Origin of the sequence: Micromonospora sp. RTGN7, from assembly GCF_033804645.1 — a bacterium.
Lineage (GTDB): Bacteria > Actinomycetota > Actinomycetes > Mycobacteriales > Micromonosporaceae > Micromonospora.
In genome coordinates this window covers 64,271-86,694 of record NZ_JAPZLF010000004.1, presented here as the reverse complement: position 1 = coordinate 86,694, position 22,424 = coordinate 64,271, and the positions used below count along the sequence as shown (strand labels likewise).

Below are 22,424 nucleotides of genomic sequence, written 5' to 3'. Positions count from 1 at the left end.
CGCCCGCCGCCGACAGGTCGCGTGTGCCGGTTGGCGGAGATGGGCCCCGTCGTCACGACGCGCGGCGGCGGGCCGCCGCGGTCTTCAGACCGGATCGGCGCAGCTGCGCCCGTAGCTGACCGTCGTCCTCGGCTGCGGCGGCGGCCCGGGCGGCGGTGCCGTCGATGACTCGCGCGAGCGCGGCCACCGTCGGTGCCTCGTAGAGGATGTGTGGCGGCAGTTCTGCCTCGGTGAACCGGCGGCGCAGCGTGTTGAGCAGCGCGATGCCGAGCAGCGAGTTACCGCCGAGTTCGAAGAAGTTGTCGGCGACGCCGACCCGCTCCAGCTTGAGCGAGTCGCACCAGACCCCGGCCACGCCCAACTCGGTCGGCCCGGCCGGTTCCTGGTAGCGGGTCACCAGTTCCGGCCGTGGGTGGCGCGCCCCGGAGCTGGCCGTACCGGTCGGCGCGGTCACCGCCTCGACGTTGAACCACCGGCTGAACCGGACCATGGTGGCCAGGTCCTGGGTCGCCGCGACCAACTGCGACTCGCCCGAGGCGAGCGCCCGCAGCAGGGTGCGCCAGCCCTCCTCGAAGGTGATGCCGAAACGGGCCCGGTTCTCCGAGAAGAACGTCTGCACCTCGCTGTCGAACCCACCCAGCCCGCCGTCCCAGGCGTTCCAGGCCCACTCGCCCCAGTCCACCGAGAGGGTGGGCCGTCCGGCGGCGGTGAGCATGCCGGCGTAGCGGTCCAGATAGGCGTTCGCGGCGCAGTAGTCGACCTGGCCGGGGCCACCGCCGGTGGCGGAGGTGATCGACGAGAAGAGCACCAGGAAGTCGAGCCGGATCTCGTCGTCGGCACCGACCCGCAGCGCCTCGACGATCGCCCGGGTGCCGGCGACCTTCGGCGCGAGCACCAGGTCGGAGTCGGTAGGCAGCTTGAACTGCATCAAACCGGTGCCGGGTACGCCCGCGGTGTGCAGGATGCCGTGCAGCGCGCCGAAGCGCTCCCGGGCGACGTCGACCGCCCGCCGGACGTCGGCCGGGTCGGCGACGTCACCGACCACGATCTCGACCTCGGCCCCGGCCTCGACGAGCGCCTGGACCCGTTCCACCCGGCTGCGGGTGCTCTCGTCGACCTCGTCGGAGCCGGCCAGGATGCCAGCCCACCGCTCGGCCGCCGGCAGGCCGGTACGCCCGAACAGCACCAGCCGGGTCCCCCGGCAGTCCTGCGTCAGCTGCCCGGCCAGGCCGAGCCCGATGCCGCCCAGCCCACCGGTGATCAGGTACACCCCGTCGTCGCGGAGCACCCGGCGGGCGGTGTCCAGGTCGGCCGGCGGGATCGACTCGTAGCCGCACACCCAGCGCCGGCCGGCGCGGATCGCCACCGTCGGCTCGGTCCGCGGGCGGCGCAGCTCGGCGACGATCGCGCCGGCCGGGGTGGCCGGCTCCACGTCGACGAGCCGGGTGCTGACCGACGGGTACTCCAGCGGGATGACCAGGACCGGGCCGAGCACCGTGGCGCTGGCCGGTCGCGCCTCGTTGCCGTCGAGCACCTGCTGCGAGCCGGTGCTGACGATGTCCAGGGCCCAGGAGTCCAGGCCGAGTTCGGCCGCCGCCCGGGCCAGTGCGACCAGGGTGTGCAGGCCCAGCGACACGGTCCGGTCGTCGTCCGGCAGCTCACCGAGGGTCCACAGGTGCACCACCCGGTCCAGCCCCACCCCGGCCGCCCGCAGGGCGCGCAGCATGGTGAGCGCGTCCGCCGGGTTTCCCGGCCGGATGGTGTAGCCGTCGCCGTCGGCGCGGTAGTCCACGCCGGCCCGCACCACGGTCAGCCGCGCGCCGGTGGCCGTCGCGGTCCGCGCCAACTCGGCGAGCACCCCGTCGGCGGTGGCACCGAAGCCGGCGTAGACCAGCCACGAGTCGGGCTGCCGTTCGTCGGCGGCCAGCGCCGCGGTCTGCCGCCACACCGGCAGGTGCAGCCACTGCTCCTCGGGCAGCCGGGGAATCCGGCCGATCTCGGCCAAACTGGTCGGTTCGGCCGGCAGCTCGGCGACGGGCCCGCGCCCGCCGGTCGCCGGCGACTGCTCGATCCAGTACCGCTGCCGCTCGAACGGATAGGTGGGCAGCGGGATCCGGCCGGGGGCGGCCCGGTAGACCGGGGTCGCCCCGTCGCCGCGACCGTGGTACGCCGCCCAGTCGATCTCGACACCGGTCAGCCAGAGCCGGGCCAACGCGTCGGTGAGCACCAGGTCGGCGGGGCGCGGGTCGCCACCGGCCGGCAGCGTCGCGGTGATCAGCGGCCAGCGCTGCGGCGGGCAGCCGGCGGAGCGCACCAGCGCGCCGAGCGACTGTCCGGGGCCGATCTCGACCAGGGCCAGTTCCGGGTCGGCGAGCAGCACCTGTACGCCCGCCTCGAACTGCACCGGCTGGCACATGTGCCGGGCCCAGTAGGCCGGATCGCGGACCAGCGCGGCGTCAGCCAGCGCGCCGGTCACGTTGGAGATGTACGGCAGCTGCGGCGGGTTGAGCCGGATGTTCGCGGCCACCCAGGCGGTCAGCTGGTCGCTGATGCCGGACAGCATCCGGGAGTGGAACGCGTGGCTGGTCTCCAGCGGCCGGCACGGGATCTCGGCCTGGCGCAGGTCGGCCGCGAGTTGATCGAGCGCGGCGGTCGGACCGGCCACCACCACCGTCTCCGGCCCGTTGATCGCGGCGATGTCCAGCCCACGCTGCTCCAGCCGGAACCGGCGGCGCAGTTCGTCGGCGGCGAGTGGCACCGCAGCCATCGAACCGGTCTCCAGCTCTCCGATCAGCTTCGCCCGGTACACCACCAGGGAGATCGCGTCGGGCAGCGACAGCACCCCGGCCAGGCAGGCCGCGACGTACTCGCCGAGGCTGTAGCCGAGCATCGCGGTCGGCCGCAGCCCCCAGGCCAGCAACGTGCTGGCCAGCGCGTAGTCCACGGCGAAGAGCAGTGGCTGGGCCACCTCGGTGCGCCGCAGCACGGCGGTACGCGGGTTGGTGCCGCCGCCCCGGCCGAGCAGCGCCGCCAGGTCGGCGCCGCCACCCCGGGCCCCGGTGAGCAGGTCGGCGAGGTCCAGTTCGGGCAGTGCCGCGGCGATCGGGGCCAGGCACTCGTCCAGCGCGGCGCGGAACACCGGCTCGCGCCGGTACAGCTCACCGACCAGTCCCGGGTACTGCTCGCCGACGCCAGCGAGCAGGAACGCCACCGGCCGGCCCTGCACCGCCTCCACCCGGCCCATCGGGGGTGCGGCACCGTCGCGTCCGGTCAGCGTGCCGACCGTCTCGTCCAGGCTGGCGGTCACCGCCACCCGCCGGTGCTCGAACGTCTTGCGCCCGACCTGCAACGAGAACGCCACGTCGGCCAGCCTCGTCCCCGGCTGGTCGGCCAGGTGCTCGCCGAGGCGCTGTACCGTGCGGTCCGCCGCGCTCACGGTCCGGGCCGACACCGGTACCACCTGGTACCGGCGGGTGTGCTCCGGGCCGGTCAGCTCGTCGGTCTCCGGCACCTCCGGGCGTACCGGTGGCTCCTGCACGACGACGTGCACGTTGGTGCCTCCCATCCCGATGGAGTTGAGCCCGGCGATGCGCGGGCGGTCCTCGGTGGTCGGCCACTCGGCGAGGTCGACGTTGACGTAGAACGGGCTGTTCTCGAAGTCGATCGCCGGGTTGGCCTTGGTGTAGTGCAGGGTCGGCGGGATCACCCGGGACTGCAGGGCCAGCGAGGTCTTGATCAGGCCGGCGGTACCGGCCGCGTGGTTCATGTGTCCGACGTTGGTCTTGACCGCGCCGATCGGGCAGTACTGCCGCTGCTCGGTGGCGCCGAACGCCCGGGTCAGCGCGGCAACCTCGATCGGGTCGCCCAGTTCGGTCGCGGTGCCGTGCGCCTCGACGTAGCTGATCTCCTCGGGGCTCACCCCGGCGTCGGCCATCGCGTCGACGATCACCCGGGCCTGCCCGGCGACGCTCGGGGCGGTGTAACCGACCTTCAGTGCGCCGTCGTTGTTCATGGCCGAGCCGCGGATGACCCCGTAGACGTGGTCGCCGTCGCGCAGCGCGGCGTCCAGCCGCTTGAGCACCACCACGGTGGCGCCGTCGCCGAACATCGTCCCGCTGGCCTGCGCGTCGAAGGTGTGCACGTGTCCGTCGCGCGACTCCATGCCGCCCGGGGTGGCCAGGTGGCCCTGCTTGTCCGGTACCCGGATCGACACACCGCCGGCCAGTGCCATCTCGCAGTCACCGCTGCGCAGGCTGCGCACCGCCAGGTGCACCGCGACCAGTGAGGTGGAGCAGAAGGTCTGCACCGCGACGCTCGGACCCTGCAGGTCGAACAGGTACGACACGGTGGTGGTCAGGGCGTCCTTGTCGTTGCCCATGATCAGCTCGTACTCGCTCAGGTCCTCGTGCATGCTCAGCTGGCTGAGCGCGCCGAGCAGGTAGGTGCTGATGTTGGTGCCACCGAAGACCCCCACCCGCCCCCGGTGCTCCGGCCGGCAGTAGCCGGACTGTTCGAGCGCCTCCCAGCAGACCTCGAGGAAGAGCCGCTGCTGCGGATCGGTCAGCGCGGCCATTCGCGGGCTGATGCCGAAGAACCCGGCGTCGAAGCCGGCGATGTCGGCGAGGATCGGGCGGGCCGGTACGTAGGCCGGGTCGTGCGCCAGCTCGCTCGGCACGCCCGCCTCGACCAGTTCCTCGGGGGTGAAGAAGCTGATCAGCTCCTCACCGGCGCAGAGGCTGCGCCAGAAGGCGGCCACGTCCTCGGCACCCGGGAACCGTCCGGCCATCCCGACGATGGCGATCTGCCGGTCCAGTTGCTCGCCGGCGAGGGCCGGCGGAACCGGCGACGCCAGGGCCGGCTCGGCACCGTTGAACGCGGGCAGCACCGACGCGGGCAGCACCGGCCGGGCGCCGACGGCGGGTGCGCCGACCGGCTTCCCGGCCCGGGCCGGCTCCGCCGGGGTCGAGCCGCGCTGCTGGTCGAGCAGCGTGCTGAAGGATCGGACGGTCGGCGCCTCGAACAGCGAGACGGTCGGTACCGCCACCGCGAACCGGCTCTTGACCAGCCCCAGCAGCCGGGGCACCAGCAGCGAGGTGCCGCCGAGGTCGAAGTAGTTGTCGTGGATGCCGACCGGCTCGATGCCGAGCACGTCGGACCAGAGTTCGGCCAGCGCCCGTTCGGTGCCGGTCAGCGGCGGGGTGTAGGGCTGCGGCAGGTCCGGACGCGGGTGGCGGATCGCGTCCCCTCCGACCGGTTCGACGGTCACGCCGCCGAGGCGGGGCAGCCGGTCGTCCAGGCCGCCGGCGGCGACCACCACAGCGGGCAGCGCGGCGCCGACCAGCCGGTCGAAGGCGGCCAGCGCCTCGGCGTCGCTCATCGAGTGGCTGACCATGCTCGCGCCGATCCCGTCGCGCAGCCGCTGCAGGGTGCAGGCCCAGGTGTCCCAGCCGGCGGAGATCCACCGACTGCGCCCGTCGGCGCCAACGTGGGCGAGCGCGGTCAGTGCCGCGTTCGCCGCGGCGTAGCCACCGAAGGTCACCCCGCCGAGCAGTGCCGAGGTCGAGGAGAAGAGCAGGCACCACTCCGGTACCAGGTGGTCGTCCAGCCCGGCGACGATCCGGGCGATCACCCGGGCACCGTCCACCTTGGCCCCGAACTGCCGGGCCACCGCGGCCTCGTCGAGATCCCGCAGTGCCACGAAGGTGTCGGTGCCGGCGTCGGCCGCCGCGTGCACCACGCCATCGATCCGGACGTCGGTGAAGAGCGCCCGCATGGCCGCCTCGTCGGTGACGTCGATCCGCGGGGTGCGCACCGTCGCGCCGAGCGCCCGCAGGGCCGCCACGGCGGCGTGCCGGGGGTCGTCCGGGTCGTCGGGCAGCCCGCGCCGGCTGGTCAGCACCAGCCCGGCCGCGCCGTTGCGCACCAGGTGCCCGGCGAGGGTGAGGCCGATGTCGCCGAGGCCGCCGGTGATCAGGTAGGTGCCGCCGCTGGCCACCGGGTGGGTCTGCGCCGGCGTCGCCAGTGCTTCGTACGCCGGCAGGTACCGGGTGCCGCCCCGGTGGGCGACGTGCACCCCGTCGGGGCGGCGGCCCAGCTCGGCGGCGAGCGCGTCGGCCATCGCGCCGACGCCGTAGTCCGGGTCGAGGTCGACGCCGATGCTCTCCAGGTCCAGATACTCCTGGTTGGCCACCACCGGCAGCGCCGCGACCGCGGCCTGGGCCGGCGCGGCACCACCGACGGTCACCCCGGCGGTGCCCGGCACCGCCTGGCCGCCCCGGGTGACCACCAGTACCCGGGTACCACTGTGGCCGCTACCGCCGCAGGCGGCGAGCACCCGCGAAGCGGCGTGTACCGCGGCGGCGTCCGCGTCAGCCGACACCGGCTGCGTCATCGACAGGTCGACCACCGTGTTCGGGCCGGCACCGAGCAGCGCGACGAGATCGCTGGGGCAGGTCGCCAGCACCACGTCGCCGCCGGAGCGGCGCAGCCGGGTGGCGAGTTCGTCGGCCACCTCGGTGGCGATAGCGGCACCGGCCGGCGCGAGCAGCAGGTAGCGCCCGGCGATTCCGACGGCGGCGGCACCGGCCGGCGCCGCTCGCCAGTGCTGGGTCAGCAATCGCACGTGCGCGTCGCCCGAAGCGGGCTCAACCTCGACCGCCTCGGTGCCCGACGGGACCACAGCCGGGCCGGCCGGCCGCTCGATCCAGTGCCGCTGCCGCTGGAACGGGTAGGTCGGCAGGTCCGCCAGCCGGGCCGGGCCACCGCGCAGCGCGGACCAGTCGAGGGTCACCCCGATCTCCCACAGCCGTCCGCAGGTGTCGAGCAGGCTCGCCACGTCGGCCGCGTCGCCGTCGCCCGGCACCCCGGGCAGGGTGCCGAGCAGGACGGTGTCCAGCTGGCCGGGAAGCTGGCTGGCCAGCAGTTCACCGAGGACGGTACCGGCGCCCAGCTCCACCAGGACGTCGAGGTCGTGCGGCAACTGCCGGGCCAGGTCGGTGCCGTCGGCGGCGACCGTGACCACGGTGATCGCCGGCGTCTGCCGGGTCACCGGGTCGAGCACCTCGGCCGGCTCGGTGCCGCTCGCCGTGTTGCCGGCCGGCCGGGCCCGCCGGCTGGTCAGCAGGAGCGCGTCGGTGAGGGTGAGCACCCCGGCCAGGCAGTTCGCGACCTGCTCGCCGACCCCCTGGCCGACCAGCACGTCCGGCCGGACCCCGCGGTGCAGCAGCAGTTGGGCGAGCGCGTACTGGACGACGAAGTGGAACGACTCGGCGAGTTCCGGCGGGTCGGCCTCGGCACCGGGGCCGGCGTCGAGGAGCGGCCGCAGGTCCAGCCCGCACCGCTCGGCGGCGATCTCGACGCAGCTGTCCACCGCGGCGGCGTAGGCCGGCTCACGCCGGTAGAGCCCGCCCCCGAGCCCGCGGTGACCGGCACCGGCGTCGGGCAGCAGGAAGGCCACCCGCGGCCGGTCACGCAGACTGTGCACACCGGCCACACCGGCCGCGGCGGTGATCCGCTCGGTGGCGTCGGCGGTGTCCGTGGCGAGGACCGCCCGGCGGTAGCGGTGCTCGGCCCGCCCGCTCTGCAGGGTGTACGCCAGCTCGGCGGCGGAGCAGCCGTCGAGCGCACCGCCCAGCCCGACGAGCTGCTCACGCAGCGCCGCCGGGTGGTGCGCGGAGACCGGCAGCAGGTACGGGCCGGGTGCCTCGGCGACCGGCTCGACCTGCGGGGCGGCCTCCAGCACAAGGTGCGCGTTCGTGCCCGACCAGCCGAACGAGCTGACCCCGGCCACCCGGGGCCGGTCCTGCTCGGGCAGGGTCAGCGTCGTCGTCACCGGTTGCACGGTGTCGCTGGCCAGTACCGCCTCGGAGGGGTTGACCAGGTTGAGGTTCGGTGGGATCACACCCTGCTTGAGCACCAGCACCGTCTTGATCAGCCCGGCGATGCCGGCCGCCGCCTGGGTGTGCCCGATGTTGGTCTTCACCGCCCCGACGTGCAGCGGCGTCGCTGCGGACCGGCCGCCGAAGACGTCGCCGAGCGCGCCGAGCTCGATCGAGTCGCCGAGCCGGGTGCCGGAGCCGTGCGCCTCCACGTAGCAGATCTCGTCCGGGCTGGTCCGCGCGGCGGCCAACGCCCGGCGGATGACATCCACCTGGGCAATCCGGTTCGGCGCGGTCATCCCGTTGCTGTGACCGTCCTGGTTGACCGCCGAGCCGCGGATCACCGCATGGATGCGGCGGCCGTTGCGTAGCGCGTCGGAGAGCCGCTCCAGCACCACCACTCCGGCGCCCTCGCCCATCACGTAGCCGTCGGCGCTGGCGTCGAAGGTCTTGTTCAGCCCGTCCGGGGAGAGCATCGAGGTGGCGCAGGCGTTGACGTACATGTCGGGTTGGATGAGCAGGAAGCCGCCCCCGGCCACCGCCAGATCGCTCTCGCCGCGGCGCAGCGCCTCACTGGAGAGGTGCACCGCGACCAGCGACGACGAACACGCGGTGTCCAGGGTGACGGTCGGGCCGCGCAGGTCGAAGTGGTACGCGAGGCGGCCGGCGGCCACGCTCGCCGAGCTGCCCTGCCCGGCGTACGGGTCGGTGAAGGCTGCCGGGCCCAGCCGGTCGGACTGCAACCGGCCGTACTGGGTGGTGTCCGAGAAGCCGATCATCACCGAGGTACGGCTGCCCGCCACCCGGGCCGGCGGGGTACCGGCGTCCTCCAGCGCCTCCCAGGTCAGCTCCATCAGCAGCCGCTGCTGCGGGTCCATCCGCAGCGCCTCGCGGGGCGGTGAGCCGAAGAACTCGGAGTCCCAGCGGGTGATGTCGGAGAGGAAGGCTCCGCGACGGGTGTAGACGCCGTAGTCGGCGACGTACGGGTCGAGGTCGTACCGGTCGTCCGGTGCGTCGTCGAGCACCGCGCTACGCCCGTCGCGGAGCAGTTCCCAGTAGGCGTCCACGTTCTGCGCGCCGGGCAGTCGACAGGACAGGCCCACGATGGCGATCGGCTCGTGCCGGCCGGCCTCGGCTTCGGCGAGCTGCCGGCGCGCCTCAGTCAGGTCGACGGTGACCCGCTTGAGATAATCGCGGAGCTTGTTCTCGGCTGCCATCTGTCAAATCCCCTGTCCTAGCGCGTGGGTGGTGAGAAGCTGGATCGTCAGAGCTGGGTGTCGATGAACTGGAAGATCTCTTCGTCCGAGGCGGCATCCAGCTGCGCCATCGACGCCTCCGCACTGGCCCCTAGGCCGAGCCGGAGCAGGGCCGCCTGCAAGGTCGCCACCACCCGGTCCCGCTCCCCGGTGTCGTCGTCGGCGAGTTGCGCGGTGATCCGGTCGAGGGTCTCGGTCAGCACGTCGTTGACCGCCGGTGCCACCGGCACCAGCTCGCCGAGCAGATAGTCGGCCAGCGCGTCGACCGTGGGGTGGTCGAAGACCAGCGTCGCCGGCAACTGCATGCCCAGCTCGGAGTTGAGTCGATTGCGCAGTTCGACCGCGGTCAGCGAGTCGAAGCCCAGCTCGCTGAAGGTCCGGTCCACCTCCACCGCGGCGGCCGAGCCGTGCGCCAGCACCCGGGCGACGTACGAGCGCAGCGCCTCCACGATCTCCGCCCGTGCCTCGGCGGTCGGCAGGACCGCGAGCCGGGCGATCGGGCCGAAGGTGCTCACCGCGTTGCCGCCCAGCGGCCGCCGGGAGGGCTGGACCAGGCCGCGTAGTACCACCGGGATGTCGTCGCCGTTCTCGGCCCGCGAACGCAGCGCCGCCAGGTCCCAGCGGGAGGCCACCACCAGCGGGTCACCGGTCGGTCCTTCGCGCAGCACCGTGTCGAACAGGTCGAGGCCCTGCTCGGCCGAGATCGCCGCCACGCCGGCTCGGGACAACCGGGCCTCGTCGGCCGCGGTCAGCTCCGCGGCCATGCCGGTCGACATCGACCACATGCCCCAGGAGATGGAGACCGCCGGCAGCCCGGACGCCCGCCGGTGGGTGGCGAGCGCGTCGAGGAAGCTGTTCGCCGCCGCGTAGTTGCCCTGCCCCGCGTTGCCGAGCACCCCGGCGATCGAGGAGAACATCACGAAGGCCCGCAGGGGCAGGTCGGCAGTCAGCTCGTGCAGCAACCAGGCGGCCTGGGCCTTGGGCCGGAAGACCGATTCCAGCCGCTGTGGGGTGAGCCCTTCCAGCAGCGCGTCGTCGAGCACCCCGGCGGCGTGCACCACGGCGGTCAGCGGCCGGTCGGCCGGCACCGAGGCCAGCAGGTCGGCCAGCGCCGGGGCGTCCGCGACGTCGCAGGCGGCGACCCGGACCGAGGCACCGAGGCCTTCCAGCTGGGCGACGAGTTCGGCTGCGCCGGTGGCCGCCGGACCACGCCGGGAAGTCAGCAACAGATGTTGTACGCCGAAGCGCTGCACCAGCCGGGTCGCGACCAGTGCGCCGAGACCGCCGGTACCGCCGGTGACCAGCACCGTTCCGCCGGCCAAGTCCAGCTCGTCCACCGGGGCGGGCGAGCGACGGCTGACCCGGGGCACCAGGATCCGCTCCGCCTCGATCAGGCACTGCGTCTCGCCCTTGCCGACTGCGGCGGCCAGCCGGCCCCACGGCGCGGTATCGGCGTGAGCCCGCAGGTCGGCCAGCACGAACCGGCCGGGGTGCTCGACCTGCGCGGCGCGGACCAGTCCCCACACCGCGCCGGTACGCACCGAACCCGGGTCGGCCAGGAAGACCAGCCGGGATCCGGTCAGCCGCTCGTCGGCGACCCACTGCTGCATGGCCTCCAGCGCCCGCCCGGTCAGCTCGCGGGCCGCGGTCGGCACGTCCGGCTCGGTACCGGCGTCGGAGAAGACCGCGAAGTCGCAGCGCTCGCCGCCGGCCACCGCAGCGGCCAGCGCGGCCACCGTCGGGTGACCCGGCAGCCCGGCGACCGGCTCGCCGAGGTACCGCCAGGTCGGTGCCGCGTCGGCGCCGGCGACCGGCAGGTTCACCCAGTCCAGGCCGAAGAACCCGGCCGGCCCGGTGGCTCGGCCCATCGCGGTGACCAGCGAGGCGACGGAGACCGGCCGGACCCGCAGTTCCTCGATGGCGAGCACCAACCGGCCGTCCGCGTCGGCGGCCTCGACCGAGAGCTTGTCCGCACCGTCTGAGCTGATCCGGACCCGCAGCGCCGAGGCGCCGTGGCCGACCAGCCGGGCCCCGCGGAAGACGAACGGCAACCGCAGCTCGTCCGAGCCACCCTCGAAGATGTACGGGTGGAACGCCGCGTCCAGCAGGACCGGGTGCAGTCCGAAGCCCTCGGTCTCGGCGGCCTGCGGCAGGGCGACGTCAACGTAGAGTGCGTCGTCGGCCCGCCAGGCGGCCTGTACGCCGCGGAACGCGTCACCGTACTCGTAGCCGAGTTCGGCCAGCCGGTCGTAGGCGCCGTCGAAGGCGATCGGGACGGCACCGGCCGGCGGCCAGGAGGTCGCCCAGCCGCACCGGCCGTCGGTACCGCCGTCGTCCGGGGCGAGGATGCCGCTGGCGTGCCGTACCCAGGTGTCGTCGCCGTCGGCGCGGGCGTAGACGCTCACCGTGCCGTCGCCACCGTCGGCCACCACCTGCAGCGAGAGTCCACCGTCGGCGGGCAGCACCAGCGGTGCCTCGAAGGTCAGCTCCACCACCTGGGCCAGCCCGGCCTGGGCACCGACCTGGGCGACCACGTCGAGCAGGGCGGCACCGGGCACGACCACCCCGCCACCGACCGCGTGGTCGGCGAGCCAGGGCAGTTCGGTCAGGGACACCCGGCCGGTGACCACCACCCGGGTTCCGTCGGCGATGTCGACCGCGGCGCGCAGCAGCGGGTGGCTGACCGGGCGCAGCCCGGCCGAGGCGACGTCCGCCCCGGACCGCCGGTGGATCAGCCAGTAGCGCTCCCGCTCGAACGCGTAGGTCGGCAGGTCGACGGCGCGGCCGCCGGCCGCCAGGGCGGCCCAGTCGACGGGCACGCCGACCACGAACGCCTCGGCGAGGCAGCCGTAGAGCGCGTCCAGCTCCTCCTGGTTGCGGCGGGAGATCGCGGTGACGACCGCCCGCTGGTCGGTGAGGCAGTTACCGGCCATCCCGGAGAGCACCGGCAGCGGGCCGACCTCCAGGTAGACATCGGTGCCGGCGGTCTCCAGCAGCTCGATCATCGGTGCGAAGCCGACGGTCTGACGGATCTGGTCGACCCAGTAGTCGGGGTCGGTCCAGAACCGTTCCGGCCCGAGGTTGGTCTCGTAGGGCAGTTGGGCAGCACCGAAGCTGGTCGCCTTCAGCTCGCGGGCGAACTCATCGAGCATCGGCTCCATCAGCGGCGAGTGGAAGGCGTGGCTGACCGGCAGCCGTCCGGTGCGCTTGCCGAGCGCGCGCCAGTGCGCCTGCACCGCGAGGCAGGACTGCTCGTCGCCGGAGATCACCACATCGCCCGGGCTGTTGATCGCGGCGATCCCCACCAGGTGTTCCATCCCGGCCAGCGAGGCGCGTACCTCGGCGGCCGGTGCCGCCACCGCGACCATCGCGCCGTCGGACGGCAGGTTCTGCATCAGCCGGGCCCGGGTGGCGACCAGGCGGGCGGCGTCGGCCAGCGTCCAGATGCCGGCGACGTGCGCGGCGGCGATCTCGCCGACGGAGTGCCCGGCCAGCCGGGTCGGGCGTACCCCGAGCGAGGTGAGCAGCCGGAAGGCGGCCACCTCGTAGACGAAGAGCGCCGGCTGGGTGTAGAGGGTCTGGTTCAACGCCACCGCGCCGACCGTGTTCGGCTCGGCCCACATCACCTCGCGCAGCGGCCGATCCAGGTACGGGTCGAGTGCCGCACAGGCCTCGTCGAAGGCCGCCGCGAAGACCGGGAACGCCCGGTGCAGGTCCCGGCCCATGCCGGGGCGCTGGCCACCCTGCCCGGTGAAGAGGAAGGTGGTCGCCACCCGGGCCCGGGTGGCACCGGCCGGTACCACCGCGTCGGGCCGGCCGTCGACGTAGCCGGCCAGCCGGTCGACGAGCTCGGCGGAGTCCCGGCCGACGACGACCGCCCGGTGGTCGAAGCGGGCCCGGGTGCTGGCCAGCGAGAAGGCGATGTCGACCGGCCGTACGGCGGTGTCGGCGAGCACCCGGTCGTGCAGCCGCCGGGCCTGCCGGCGCAGCGCGGTCGGGGTCCGGGCGGAGATCACCCAGGCCTGTGGGCCGGAGTGCCCGGCTGCCGGTGCGGGCGCCGGCGCCTCGGTGGGCTCCTCCAGGATCACGTGTGCGTTGGTTCCGCTGATGCCGAACGAGGACATCCCAGCCCGGCGTGGCTGCTCGTCCTGGCGGGCCCAGGGCCGCGCCTCGGTGAGCAGTTCCACCGCACCGGCGGCCCAGTCGACGTGGTGCGTCGGCTCGGTGACGTTCACCGTCCGGGGCATCGTGCCGTGCCGCATCGCCATGATCAGTTTGATCAGGCCACCAACGCCGGCCGCGGCCTGGCTGTGCCCGATGTTGGACTTCAGCGAGCCCAGCCGCAGCGGCCGGTCGGCCGGACGGTCCTGTCCGTAGGTGGCGAGGATGGCATTCGCCTCGATCGGGTCCCCCAGCGGCGTTCCGGTGCCGTGCGCCTCGACCAGGTCGATAGCGGCCGGCTCCAGCCGCGCGTCGGCCAGCGCCCGCCGGATGACCCGCTCCTGGGCCCGCCCGCTGGGGGCGGTCATCCCGTTGCTCGTACCGTCCTGGTTCACCGCGATGCCCCGGATGACGCTCAGGATCCGGCGGCCGTTGCGTTGCGCGTCGGAGAGCCGTTCGAGCAGCAGCACGCCGGCTCCCTCGGCCCACACCGCGCCGTCGGCGTCGTCGGAGAACGCCTTGCACCGGCCGTCGGTGGCCAGGGCCCGCTGGCGGGAGAACTCGACGAACGGGTCGGGTACCGCCATCACGGTGACCCCACCGGCGAGCGCCATCGGGCAGTCCCCGGACCGCAGCGCCTGCACGGCCAGGTCCAGCGCGACCAGCGAGGACGAGCAGGCGGTGTCCAGGGTGACCGCCGGGCCCTCCAGCCCGAACGTGTAGGCCACCCGGCCGGAGAGCACGCTCGGCACGCTGGAGACCATCAGGGTGCCCTCGACACTCTCGGGCATGTCACCGAGGAACTGGGTCGAGTAGTGGTCGTACATCATCCCCGACCAGATCCCCACCCGGTCGCCGCGGACTGCGGCAGGGTCGATGCCGGCCCGCTCGAACGCCTCCCAGGTGATCTCCAGGAAGAGCCGGTGGTGCGGGTCGGTCGCCATGGCGTGCCGGGGGCTCATGTTGAAGAACGGCGCGTCGAAGCCGGCCGGGTCGTCGATGAAGCCACCCCGGCGGGTGTACGAGGTACCGAACACGTCCGGGTCCGGGTTGTAGAGCTTCTCCACGTCCCAGCCACGGTCGGTCGGGAACTCGCCGGTGGCGTCCACCTCGCCGGCGACGAGGTCCCAGAGCTGCTCGGGGGTCGTCACGGCGCCGGGGTAGCGACAGGCCATGCCGATGATCGCGATGGGCTCGTGGCGACGTTCGTCGGCCACGGCCAGCTGGTGCTTAGCATCGGCCAGATCAGCGGTGACCCGCCTGAGATAGTCACGGAGCTTGTCCTCGATCGCCATGGCTGTCCCTCCCCTTCTTTATGTGTTCGGTGTGAAAATCAGAGCTGGCTGTCAATGAAATTGAAGAGATCCTCGTCAGATGCCGTGCCCAGGCGGGCCGACGTCAGTACCGGCGCCAGGGTCGGCGTCAGGGCCGGGGTGCTCGGTTGTTGGTCGCGCCCACCGTCGAACCGGTGCAACGCGGCCTGCAGCACGGCCGTCACCCGGGCCTGTTCGTCCGGGCCGGCGTCGGCCAGGCGGGCGGTGACCCGATCCAGCGCCTCACGCAGCAGCTCGTCGGCTGCCGGCGGCGCCGGCATCAGCGCGCGCAGCATCCAGTCGGCCACGTCCGCGGTGGTCGGCTCGTTGAAGACCAGCGTCGCCGGCAGCGACAGACCGCTCTCGGCGGCGAGCCGGTCGCGCAGGTCCATCGAGGAGAGCGAGTCGAGTCCGAGTTCGGTGAACGGCCGGTCGGCCTCGACGGTGTCCTGCGGGCCGTAGGCCAGCACCAGCGCCACGTTCCGCCCGACCAGGTCCAGCACCAGTCGGCGGCCCTCGGTGTGGTCCAGCCCGGTCAGCCGGTCGGCCAGGCTGGCGACGACCGCCGGGCCGGTGGCGCCGAGCACGGTACCGGCGGTACTCGCCAGCACGGTGCCGGCGACGGTGCCGGCCGGGCCGGCGGGCACCGCCCGACGGCCGGTACCCAGGAGGTGCCGCAGGATCGCCGGTGAATCGCCACCGGCGTCCAGCCGGGCCCGCAGGCCGGCCGGGTCCCAGCGGGCGGCGACCACCAGCGGGTCGCCCTGCCCGGCGTCGCGCAGCGCGGCGTCGAACAGTTCCAGTCCCTGCCGCCGGCTCAGGCCGGCCAGACCGGCGCGGGCCAGCCGGGCCTCGTCGGCGGCCGAGAGGCCCTTCGTCATCTGCGTCTGGACCCCCCACAGGCCCCAGGCGATCGAGGTGCCCGGCAGACCGAGGTCGCGGCGGTGACCGGCCAGGGCGTCGAGGAAGGCGTTGGCGGCGGCGTAGTTGGCCTGTCCGGCGTTGCCCAGCAGGCCGGCCACCGAGGAGAACAGCACGAACATCCGTACCGGAAGCTCGGCGGTCAGCTCGTGCAGCAGCCACCCGGCGTCGAGCTTCGGGCGGAGCACCCGGTCCAGCACGGACGGGTCGAGCCGGTCCACCGTGGCGTCACCGAGCACCCCGGCCGCGTGCACCACGCCGACCAGCGGTCGCCCCGGCGGGATCGTGGCCAGCAGCCCGGTCAACGCCGTCCGGTCGGCCACGTCGCAGGCCGCCACCCGGACCGACGCACCGAGGCCCGTCAGCCGCCGTACCAGCTCGGCCGCGCCGTCGGCGCTCTCGCCCCGGCGGGAGGTCAGCAAAAGGTCGCGTACGCCGTGCCGCTCGACCAGTCGGGCCGCGGCGAGCGCGCCCAGGCCGCTGGTGCCCCCGGTGACCAGGACCGTGCCCGAACCGAGGTCCACCAGCGGGCCGGGCCGGGACTCCCGGCGGGCGAGCCGGGGCACCAGCAGGGCCTCGGCGGCCACGGCGAACTGCGGTTCACCGGCGTCCAGCGCGCCGGCAAGCCGCTGCCACCGGGCGGCGGAGTCGGTGCCGCCGGGCAGGTCGACCAACACGAACCGGCCGGGGTGCTCGACCTGAGCGGTCCGTACCAGTCCCCACACCCCGGCCGTGCTCACCGACCGGTGCCCGGCCAGGAAAACCAGCCGGGCGCCCGTGAACCGGGGCTCGCCCAGCCACTGGCGCAGCAGCCCGAGGGCGTGGTGCAGCTGGGTCCGGGCCCGGCCCACCGGGTCGAGGTCGTCGGTGTCGGTGCCGGCGGACAGCGGCACCAGCACGACCGGCGGCACCGTACCGGCGGACGGCCCGGCCAGCGCGGCGAGCCCGTGGTGCCGGGAGACGGCCACCCCGACGGCGGTCAGCTCGGCACGGATCGCGTCGGCCGCTCCGGTGTCGCCGAGCACCGCCCAGCTCCGGCCGGCCAGCGGCGCCTGCGGCGTACCGGCGGGGACCCAGCGCAGATCGTGCAGGCCGGCCCCGGAGCTGCCCGGCGCGGTCAGCTCGGTGCCCGGCGGCACAGTGCGCATGCTCAGCGCGGCCACCGCACCGATCGGCCGGCCCGTTCCGTCGTGCAGGGTCAGCGTGACGGAGCCGTCCGCACCGGGGCTCAGCCGGACCCGCAGCCGGTCGACGTCGGTACCGGTGACCCGCACGTCGGAGAAGACGAACGGCAGCCGGAGCCCACCGTCGCCGGCCTCGGTGTCGAGCACCAGCGGGTGCAGGGCAGCGTCCAGCAGAGCCGGGTGGATGCGATAGTCACGCGCGCCGCCGACTTCGGGCAACCGCACCTCGGCGTACCGGTCGGCGCCGCACCGCCAGGCGGCGACCAGTCCCCGGAACGCCGGGCCGTACTGGTAGCCCTTCGCGGCCAGGTCGGCGTACGCGGTGGAGAGCTCGATCGGTTCGGCACCGGCCGGCGGCCAGACGGTGAGCGGTTCGGGCGTCGGATCGGCGGTCGCCGGGGCCACCGATCCGCTGGCGTGCCGGGCCCACTCGGCCTCGGCCTCACCCGCCGGCCGGGAGTGGATGCTGAGCGTACGACGACCGTCCGCCTCGGCCTCGCCGAGGCAGACCTGCAGCTCCGCCGCTGCCGCCTCGGCCAGTACCAGCGGGGCGTGCAGGGTCAGCTCGGCGAGCCGGTCGGCGCCGACCGCGGCGGCGGCGGCGAGCCCGAGTTCCACGAAGGCGGTGCCGGGCAGCAGCACCCGCCCGGCGATCATGTGGTCGACCAGCCAGGGCGTGTCGGTGTCGGACAGCCGCCCACCGAGCAGCAGCCCTCCGTTGTCGGCCACCGGTACCGCCGAGCTGAGCAGCGGGTGCCGGATCGTCTCGGTGGTCGGCTGGGCCGTGTCGGAGAGCCAGTACCGCCGACGTTCGAAGGGGTAGCTCGGCAGCTCCGGGCGGTGCGTCGGGGCACCGAGCAGCCGTGCCCAGTCGACCGGCGCGCCGTCGACCCAGGCACGGGCGGCGGCGTCGAGGGCGTCGAGACCGGCACCGCCGACGCCCGACTCGGCACCGGCCGGCTGGCCGTGCGCGGCGACCGCGGCGACCGGAGCGACCGGAGCGACCGGGGCGACCGGAGCGGCCGGGGCGACCGGAGCGGCCGAGCCGGTGCGGCGCATCGCGACACCGGTCAGCACTGCCGGGTTCGGCGTGCCGGCGGCGAGATCGGCCAGCGCGGCGCAGAGTCCGGCCCGGTCGGCACCGAACACGACCGCCCGGTGCGGGAAGGCGACCCGGCCGGCGAGTACGGCGGCGGCGGCACCGAGATCAGCGTCCGGGACGTCCGTGGCGGGCCCGCGCAGCAGCTCGGCCAGCGCGCGCAGCGAGTCACCGGTCCGCGCGGAGAGCACCCAGGGCAGTGGTTCGCCGGTCGTCGGCCCGGCCTCGGCCGGGTGCTCGGCCGGCTCGACCGACTCCAGGATGACGTGCGCGTTGGTACCGCTGATGCCGAAGCTCGACACCGAGGCGCGCCGCGGCCGCCCCGTCTCCGGCCAGGACCGCTCCTCGGTCAGCAGCCTGACCCCGGCGGAGTCCCAGTCGACCTTGGTGGTCGGCTGCTCGCAGTGCAGCGAGCGGGGCAGCGCGCCGTACCGCATCGCCTGCACCATCTTGATGACGCCGGCCACTCCGGCGGCGGCCTGGGTGTGCCCGATGTTCGACTTCACCGAGCCCAGCCACACCGGCTGCTGGCCGGGCCGGTTCTCGCCGTAGGTCGCCTGGATCGCGTGTGCCTCGATCGGGTCGCCCAGCACGGTGCCGGTGCCGTGCGCCTCGACGACGTCCACGTCCTGGGTGCCGAGCCCGGCGTCGGCCAGCGCCCGCCGGATGACCTGTTCCTGGGCCAGGCCGTTCGGCGCGGTCAGGCCGTTGCTGGCACCGTCGGAGTTGACCGCGCATCCGCGCAGAACCGCGAGCACCGGGTGCCCGTTGCGGCGCGCGTCGTCGAGCCGTTCCAGCAGCAGCACCCCGGCGCCCTCGGCGAAGGCGGTCCCGTCGGCCGAACCGGCGAACGCCTTGGCCCGGCCGTCCACCGCCAGCCCGTTCTGCCGGCTGAACTCCACCAGGTTGCCCGGGTTGGCCATCAGGGTCACCCCGCCGGCCAGGGCGAGCGGGCAGTCGCCGCGACGCAGCGCCTCCACCGCGAGCTGGATGGCGACCAGTGACGAGGAACAGGCGGTGTCGACGGTGACCGCCGGGCCCTGGAAACCGTAGGTGTAGGCGATCCGACCGGAGGCCACGCTCAGCGCGGTCCCGGTGAGCAGGTGCCCCTCGGCGGCCCCGGTCTGCAGGTGCAGCCGGGGACCGTAGTCGGTGGCCATCGCGCCGACATAGACCCCGGTCGACGAGCCGGCGAGGTCGGTCGGGTCGATGCCGGCCCGCTCGAACGCCTCCCAGGCCACCTCGAGCAGCAGCCGCTGCTGGGGGTCCATGGCCAGCGCCTCGCGGGGGCTGACGCCGAAGAACGCCGCGTCGAAGAGGTCCGCGTCGTGCAGGAAGCCGCCGTACCGGGTGGCGCAGGTGCCGGGCCGCTCCGGGCCGGCGCCGTAGAGGGTGTCCAGGTCCCAGCCCCGGTTGGTGGGCAGCGCGGAGATCGCGTCGGTACCGGTCGAGACCAGTCGCCACAGCTCGTCCGGGGAGCTGACCCCGCCGGGGTAGCGGCAGCCCATCGCCACGATGGCGATCGGTTCGTTGTCCCGCCCGGCCTGGTGGCCGGCGTCGACCCGGGCCCCGCCGGTACCCGTCGAGGGCCGGCCCAGCGCGGCGTGCAGGTGTTCGGCGAGCCGGCTCGGGGTGGGGTGGTCGAAGACCACGGTGGTGTGCAGGCGCAGCCCGGTCGCGGCGCGCAGCCGGTGCCGCAGCTCGACCGTGCTCACCGAGTCGAAGCCCAGTTCCCTGAAGGTGCGCCCCGGGTCGAGTTCGGCGGCGTCGCGGTGTCCGAGGACGGCCGCCGCGGTCGTGAGCACCAGGTCACGCAGTTCCCGCCGGGACGCCGGGGGCGGTACCGTCCCGGCCGGCGCGGCACTCTGCGGCACCGCCGTGGCGACGTCCTCCCCGGTCGGGCGGGCGGCGTCGCCGAGCCAGTACCGCTCCCGCTGGAACGGGTACGTCGGCAGGTCGACCGGCCGGGCACCGGGCCGGACGCAGTGCGCGTCCCAGTCGACGTCGGCCCCGCCGACGTACGCGTGGGCCAGCGCGTGCCGGAGGCGGGCCGGGCCGCCGTCGTCGCGGCGCAGGGTGCCCACGGCCAGCGCGTCGGACTCCAGTTCCTCGGCGGTCTCCTCGATGCTGGCGGTAAGCACCGGGTGCGGGCTGCATTCGATGAACAGCGCGCCGCCGAGGCGCAGCGCGGTCCTGGTCGCCTGGTCGAACCGAACCGGCTGGCGCAGGCTGCGGAACCAGTATTCGGCGTCGAGTTCGGCGGTGTCGATCGGCTCGCCGGTCACCGTGGAGACGAACGGGACGGTGGTGGAGCGCGGCCGGATCGGGGCCAGCGCCGCGACGATCTCGTCGCGCAGACCGTCGACGGCGGCCGAGTGCGACGCGTAGTCCACCGGTACGTCCCGGGTCCGGTGCCCGTCGGCCTCGATCGCCTCGCGCAGCCGCCCGATCTGTCGCAGGTCGCCGGAGACGACCGCCGAGCGCGGCCCGTTCACCGCCGCCAGGCTCACCCCGGGGGTGGCCCGCAGCCGCTCGACGAGCAGGTCGACCGGGGCACCGATCCAGGCCATCCCGCCGCCGCCGGAGACCGCGGCGATGGCCCGGCTGCGCAGCGCGACCACCCGCGCCCCGTCGGCCAGCGACAGCGCGCCGACCACGGTGGCGGCCGCGATCTCGCCCTGCGAGTGACCGATGACCAGGTCCGGTTCGACCCCGTGTGAGCGCCAGAGTTCGGCCAGCGAGACCAGCACCGCCCAGAGCGCGGGCTGCACCACGTCGACCCGGTCCAGGCTCGGTGCGCCGGGCACCTCGCGCAGCACGTCGAGCAGCGAATAGTCGACGTACGGCGTGAGCGCCTGCGCGCAGGCGGTGAGCCGGTCGGCGAAGACCGGCGCGTTGGCGAGCAGTTCGCAGGCCATCGCCGGCCACTGCGAGCCCTGGCCGGGGAAGACGAACACCCGCCGGCCGGTGGCCACCCGGCCGGCGACGACGGCGTCGGCGGGACGGCCGGCGGCGAGCGCGTCGAGGCCGGCGAGCAGCTCGTCCCGGTCGGCGCCGAGCACGACGGCCCGATGCTCGAACCGGTCCCGGGTGCGGGCCAGCGAGTACGCGACGTCGGCCGGCTCGACCGATGGGTCGGCGGTGACGTGGCCGGACAGCGCGGCGGCCTGGGCGCGCAGCGCCGGTGCGGTACGGGCCGACAGCAACCACGGCGCGTCGGCGCTCGGGGGGCGGTCGGAGTGCACCGGATGGCGGGGTGGTGCCTCGGCCAGCAGCAGGTGGCAGTTGGTGCCACCCATTCCGAAGGAGCTGACCCCGGCGACCAGCGGCCGGTCGGCGGCGGGCCAGTCCTGCTCAGCGGAGACTACCCGCAGGTTCAGCTCGTCGAGCTGGATCCGCGGGTGCGGGGCCTCGAAGTTGAGGCTGGGCACCAGACGCCGGTGGCTGATGGCGAGGATGGTCTTGAGCAGGCCGGCAATGCCGGCGGCGCCCTCCAGGTGACCGATGTTGGTCTTGACCGAACCGACCAGCAGCGGTCGGCCGGCCGGCCGGCCGGCGGCAAGCGCGGCGGAGAGGGCCGCCGCTTCGATCGGGTCGCCGACCGGGGTGCCGGTGCCGTGCAGCTCCACGTACTGCACGTCGGCCGGGGCAACCCCGGCCCGGCGGCAGGCCGACCGGATCACCTCGGTCTGGGCGACCGCGTTCGGGACGGTCAGCCCGGCACCGCCGCCGTCGTTGTTGACCGCGCCACCGAGGATCACGCAGTGCACCGGGTCGCCGTCGGCGAGCGCCGCGGAGAGCGTCTTGAGTACGACCAGCCCACCGCCCTCGCCCCGGACGTAGCCGTTCGCGCGGTGGTCGAAGGTGTAGCAACGGCCGTCCGGGGAGAGCGCGCCGAACCGGCCGATCACCGCGCTGGTCTCCGGCAGCAGATTGAGGTTGACCCCGCCGGCGATCGCCACCGTCGCGTCGCCGCGGCGCAGCTCGTCGCAGGCCAGCTGCACGGCGAGCAGTGACGAGGACTGACCGGCGTCGACGGTCAGGCTCGGCCCGCGCAGTCCGAACAGGTAGGACAGCCGGTTGGCGATCAGGCCGCGCTGGGTGCCGGTGAGGGTGTGCGGGCCGAGGGTACGGGCGCCGAGCCGGTCGTGCAGGTTCGCGTAGTCTGCCGCGATCGCACCGACGAAGACCCCGACGGCGGTGTCCCGAAGCACGCTCGGCGCGATCCGGGCGTGCTCGAACGCCTCCCAGCACAGTTCGAGCATCAGGCGCTGCTGCGGGTCCATCGCCGCCGCCTCGTGCGGTGAGATGCCGAAGAAGCCGGCGTCGAACCGGTCGACCTCGTCGAGGAAGCCACCACGGCGGAACTCGGACTGCTCGGCCCAGCGGTGCGCCGGAGCATCGGCGACGGCGTCCCCACCGGTACGCAGCAGCTGCCAGAGCTGGTCGGCGTCCCCGGCCCGGGGCAGCCGGCAGGACATCCCGATTACGGCCACCGGCTCCATGGCCGCAGACCCGCTGACCGAGGAAGACATCCGCTCACCCACCCCTCGCAGTGCATTCGTGGATAGCCACCACCCCGGTTCATTTCCGAATTGCGGCCAGGAGGACGC

General features: G+C 74.3%; 2 protein-coding genes and 1 pseudogene. All 3 read right to left on the bottom strand.

Annotated features, from left to right (window positions below):
- Positions 1–52 precede the first annotated feature (52 nt).
- The 3 genes and pseudogenes from SNR22_RS07335 to SNR22_RS07325 all read right to left on the bottom strand — a co-directional run bounded on the left by SNR22_RS07335 (position 53) and on the right by SNR22_RS07325 (position 22,346).
- Positions 53–9,094, bottom strand: a complete 9,042-nt coding sequence (locus SNR22_RS07335; protein ID WP_320065717.1) for a polyketide synthase — start codon at positions 9,092–9,094, stop codon at positions 53–55.
- Between the two features lie 47 nt (positions 9,095–9,141).
- A pseudogene (locus tag SNR22_RS07330) lies at positions 9,142–14,589 on the bottom strand (type I polyketide synthase); the annotation flags it as partial.
- 38 nt (positions 14,590–14,627) lie between these two features.
- Positions 14,628–22,346 carry an SDR family NAD(P)-dependent oxidoreductase gene (locus SNR22_RS07325; protein ID WP_320065715.1) on the bottom strand — a complete coding sequence of 2,573 codons (7,719 nt, stop codon included), beginning with the start codon at positions 22,344–22,346 and terminating at the stop codon, positions 14,628–14,630.
- Between the last annotated feature and the right edge of the window lie 78 nt (positions 22,347–22,424).

Excerpts from the sequence above, each read along its gene's own strand:
- SNR22_RS07335 (WP_320065717.1), bottom strand. The coding sequence starts at position 9,094 with ATGGCAGCCGAGAACAAGCTCCGCGATTATCTCAAGCGGGTCACCGTC.
- SNR22_RS07325 (WP_320065715.1), bottom strand. The coding sequence starts at position 22,346 with ATGTCTTCCTCGGTCAGCGGGTCTGCGGCCATGGAGCCGGTGGCCGTA.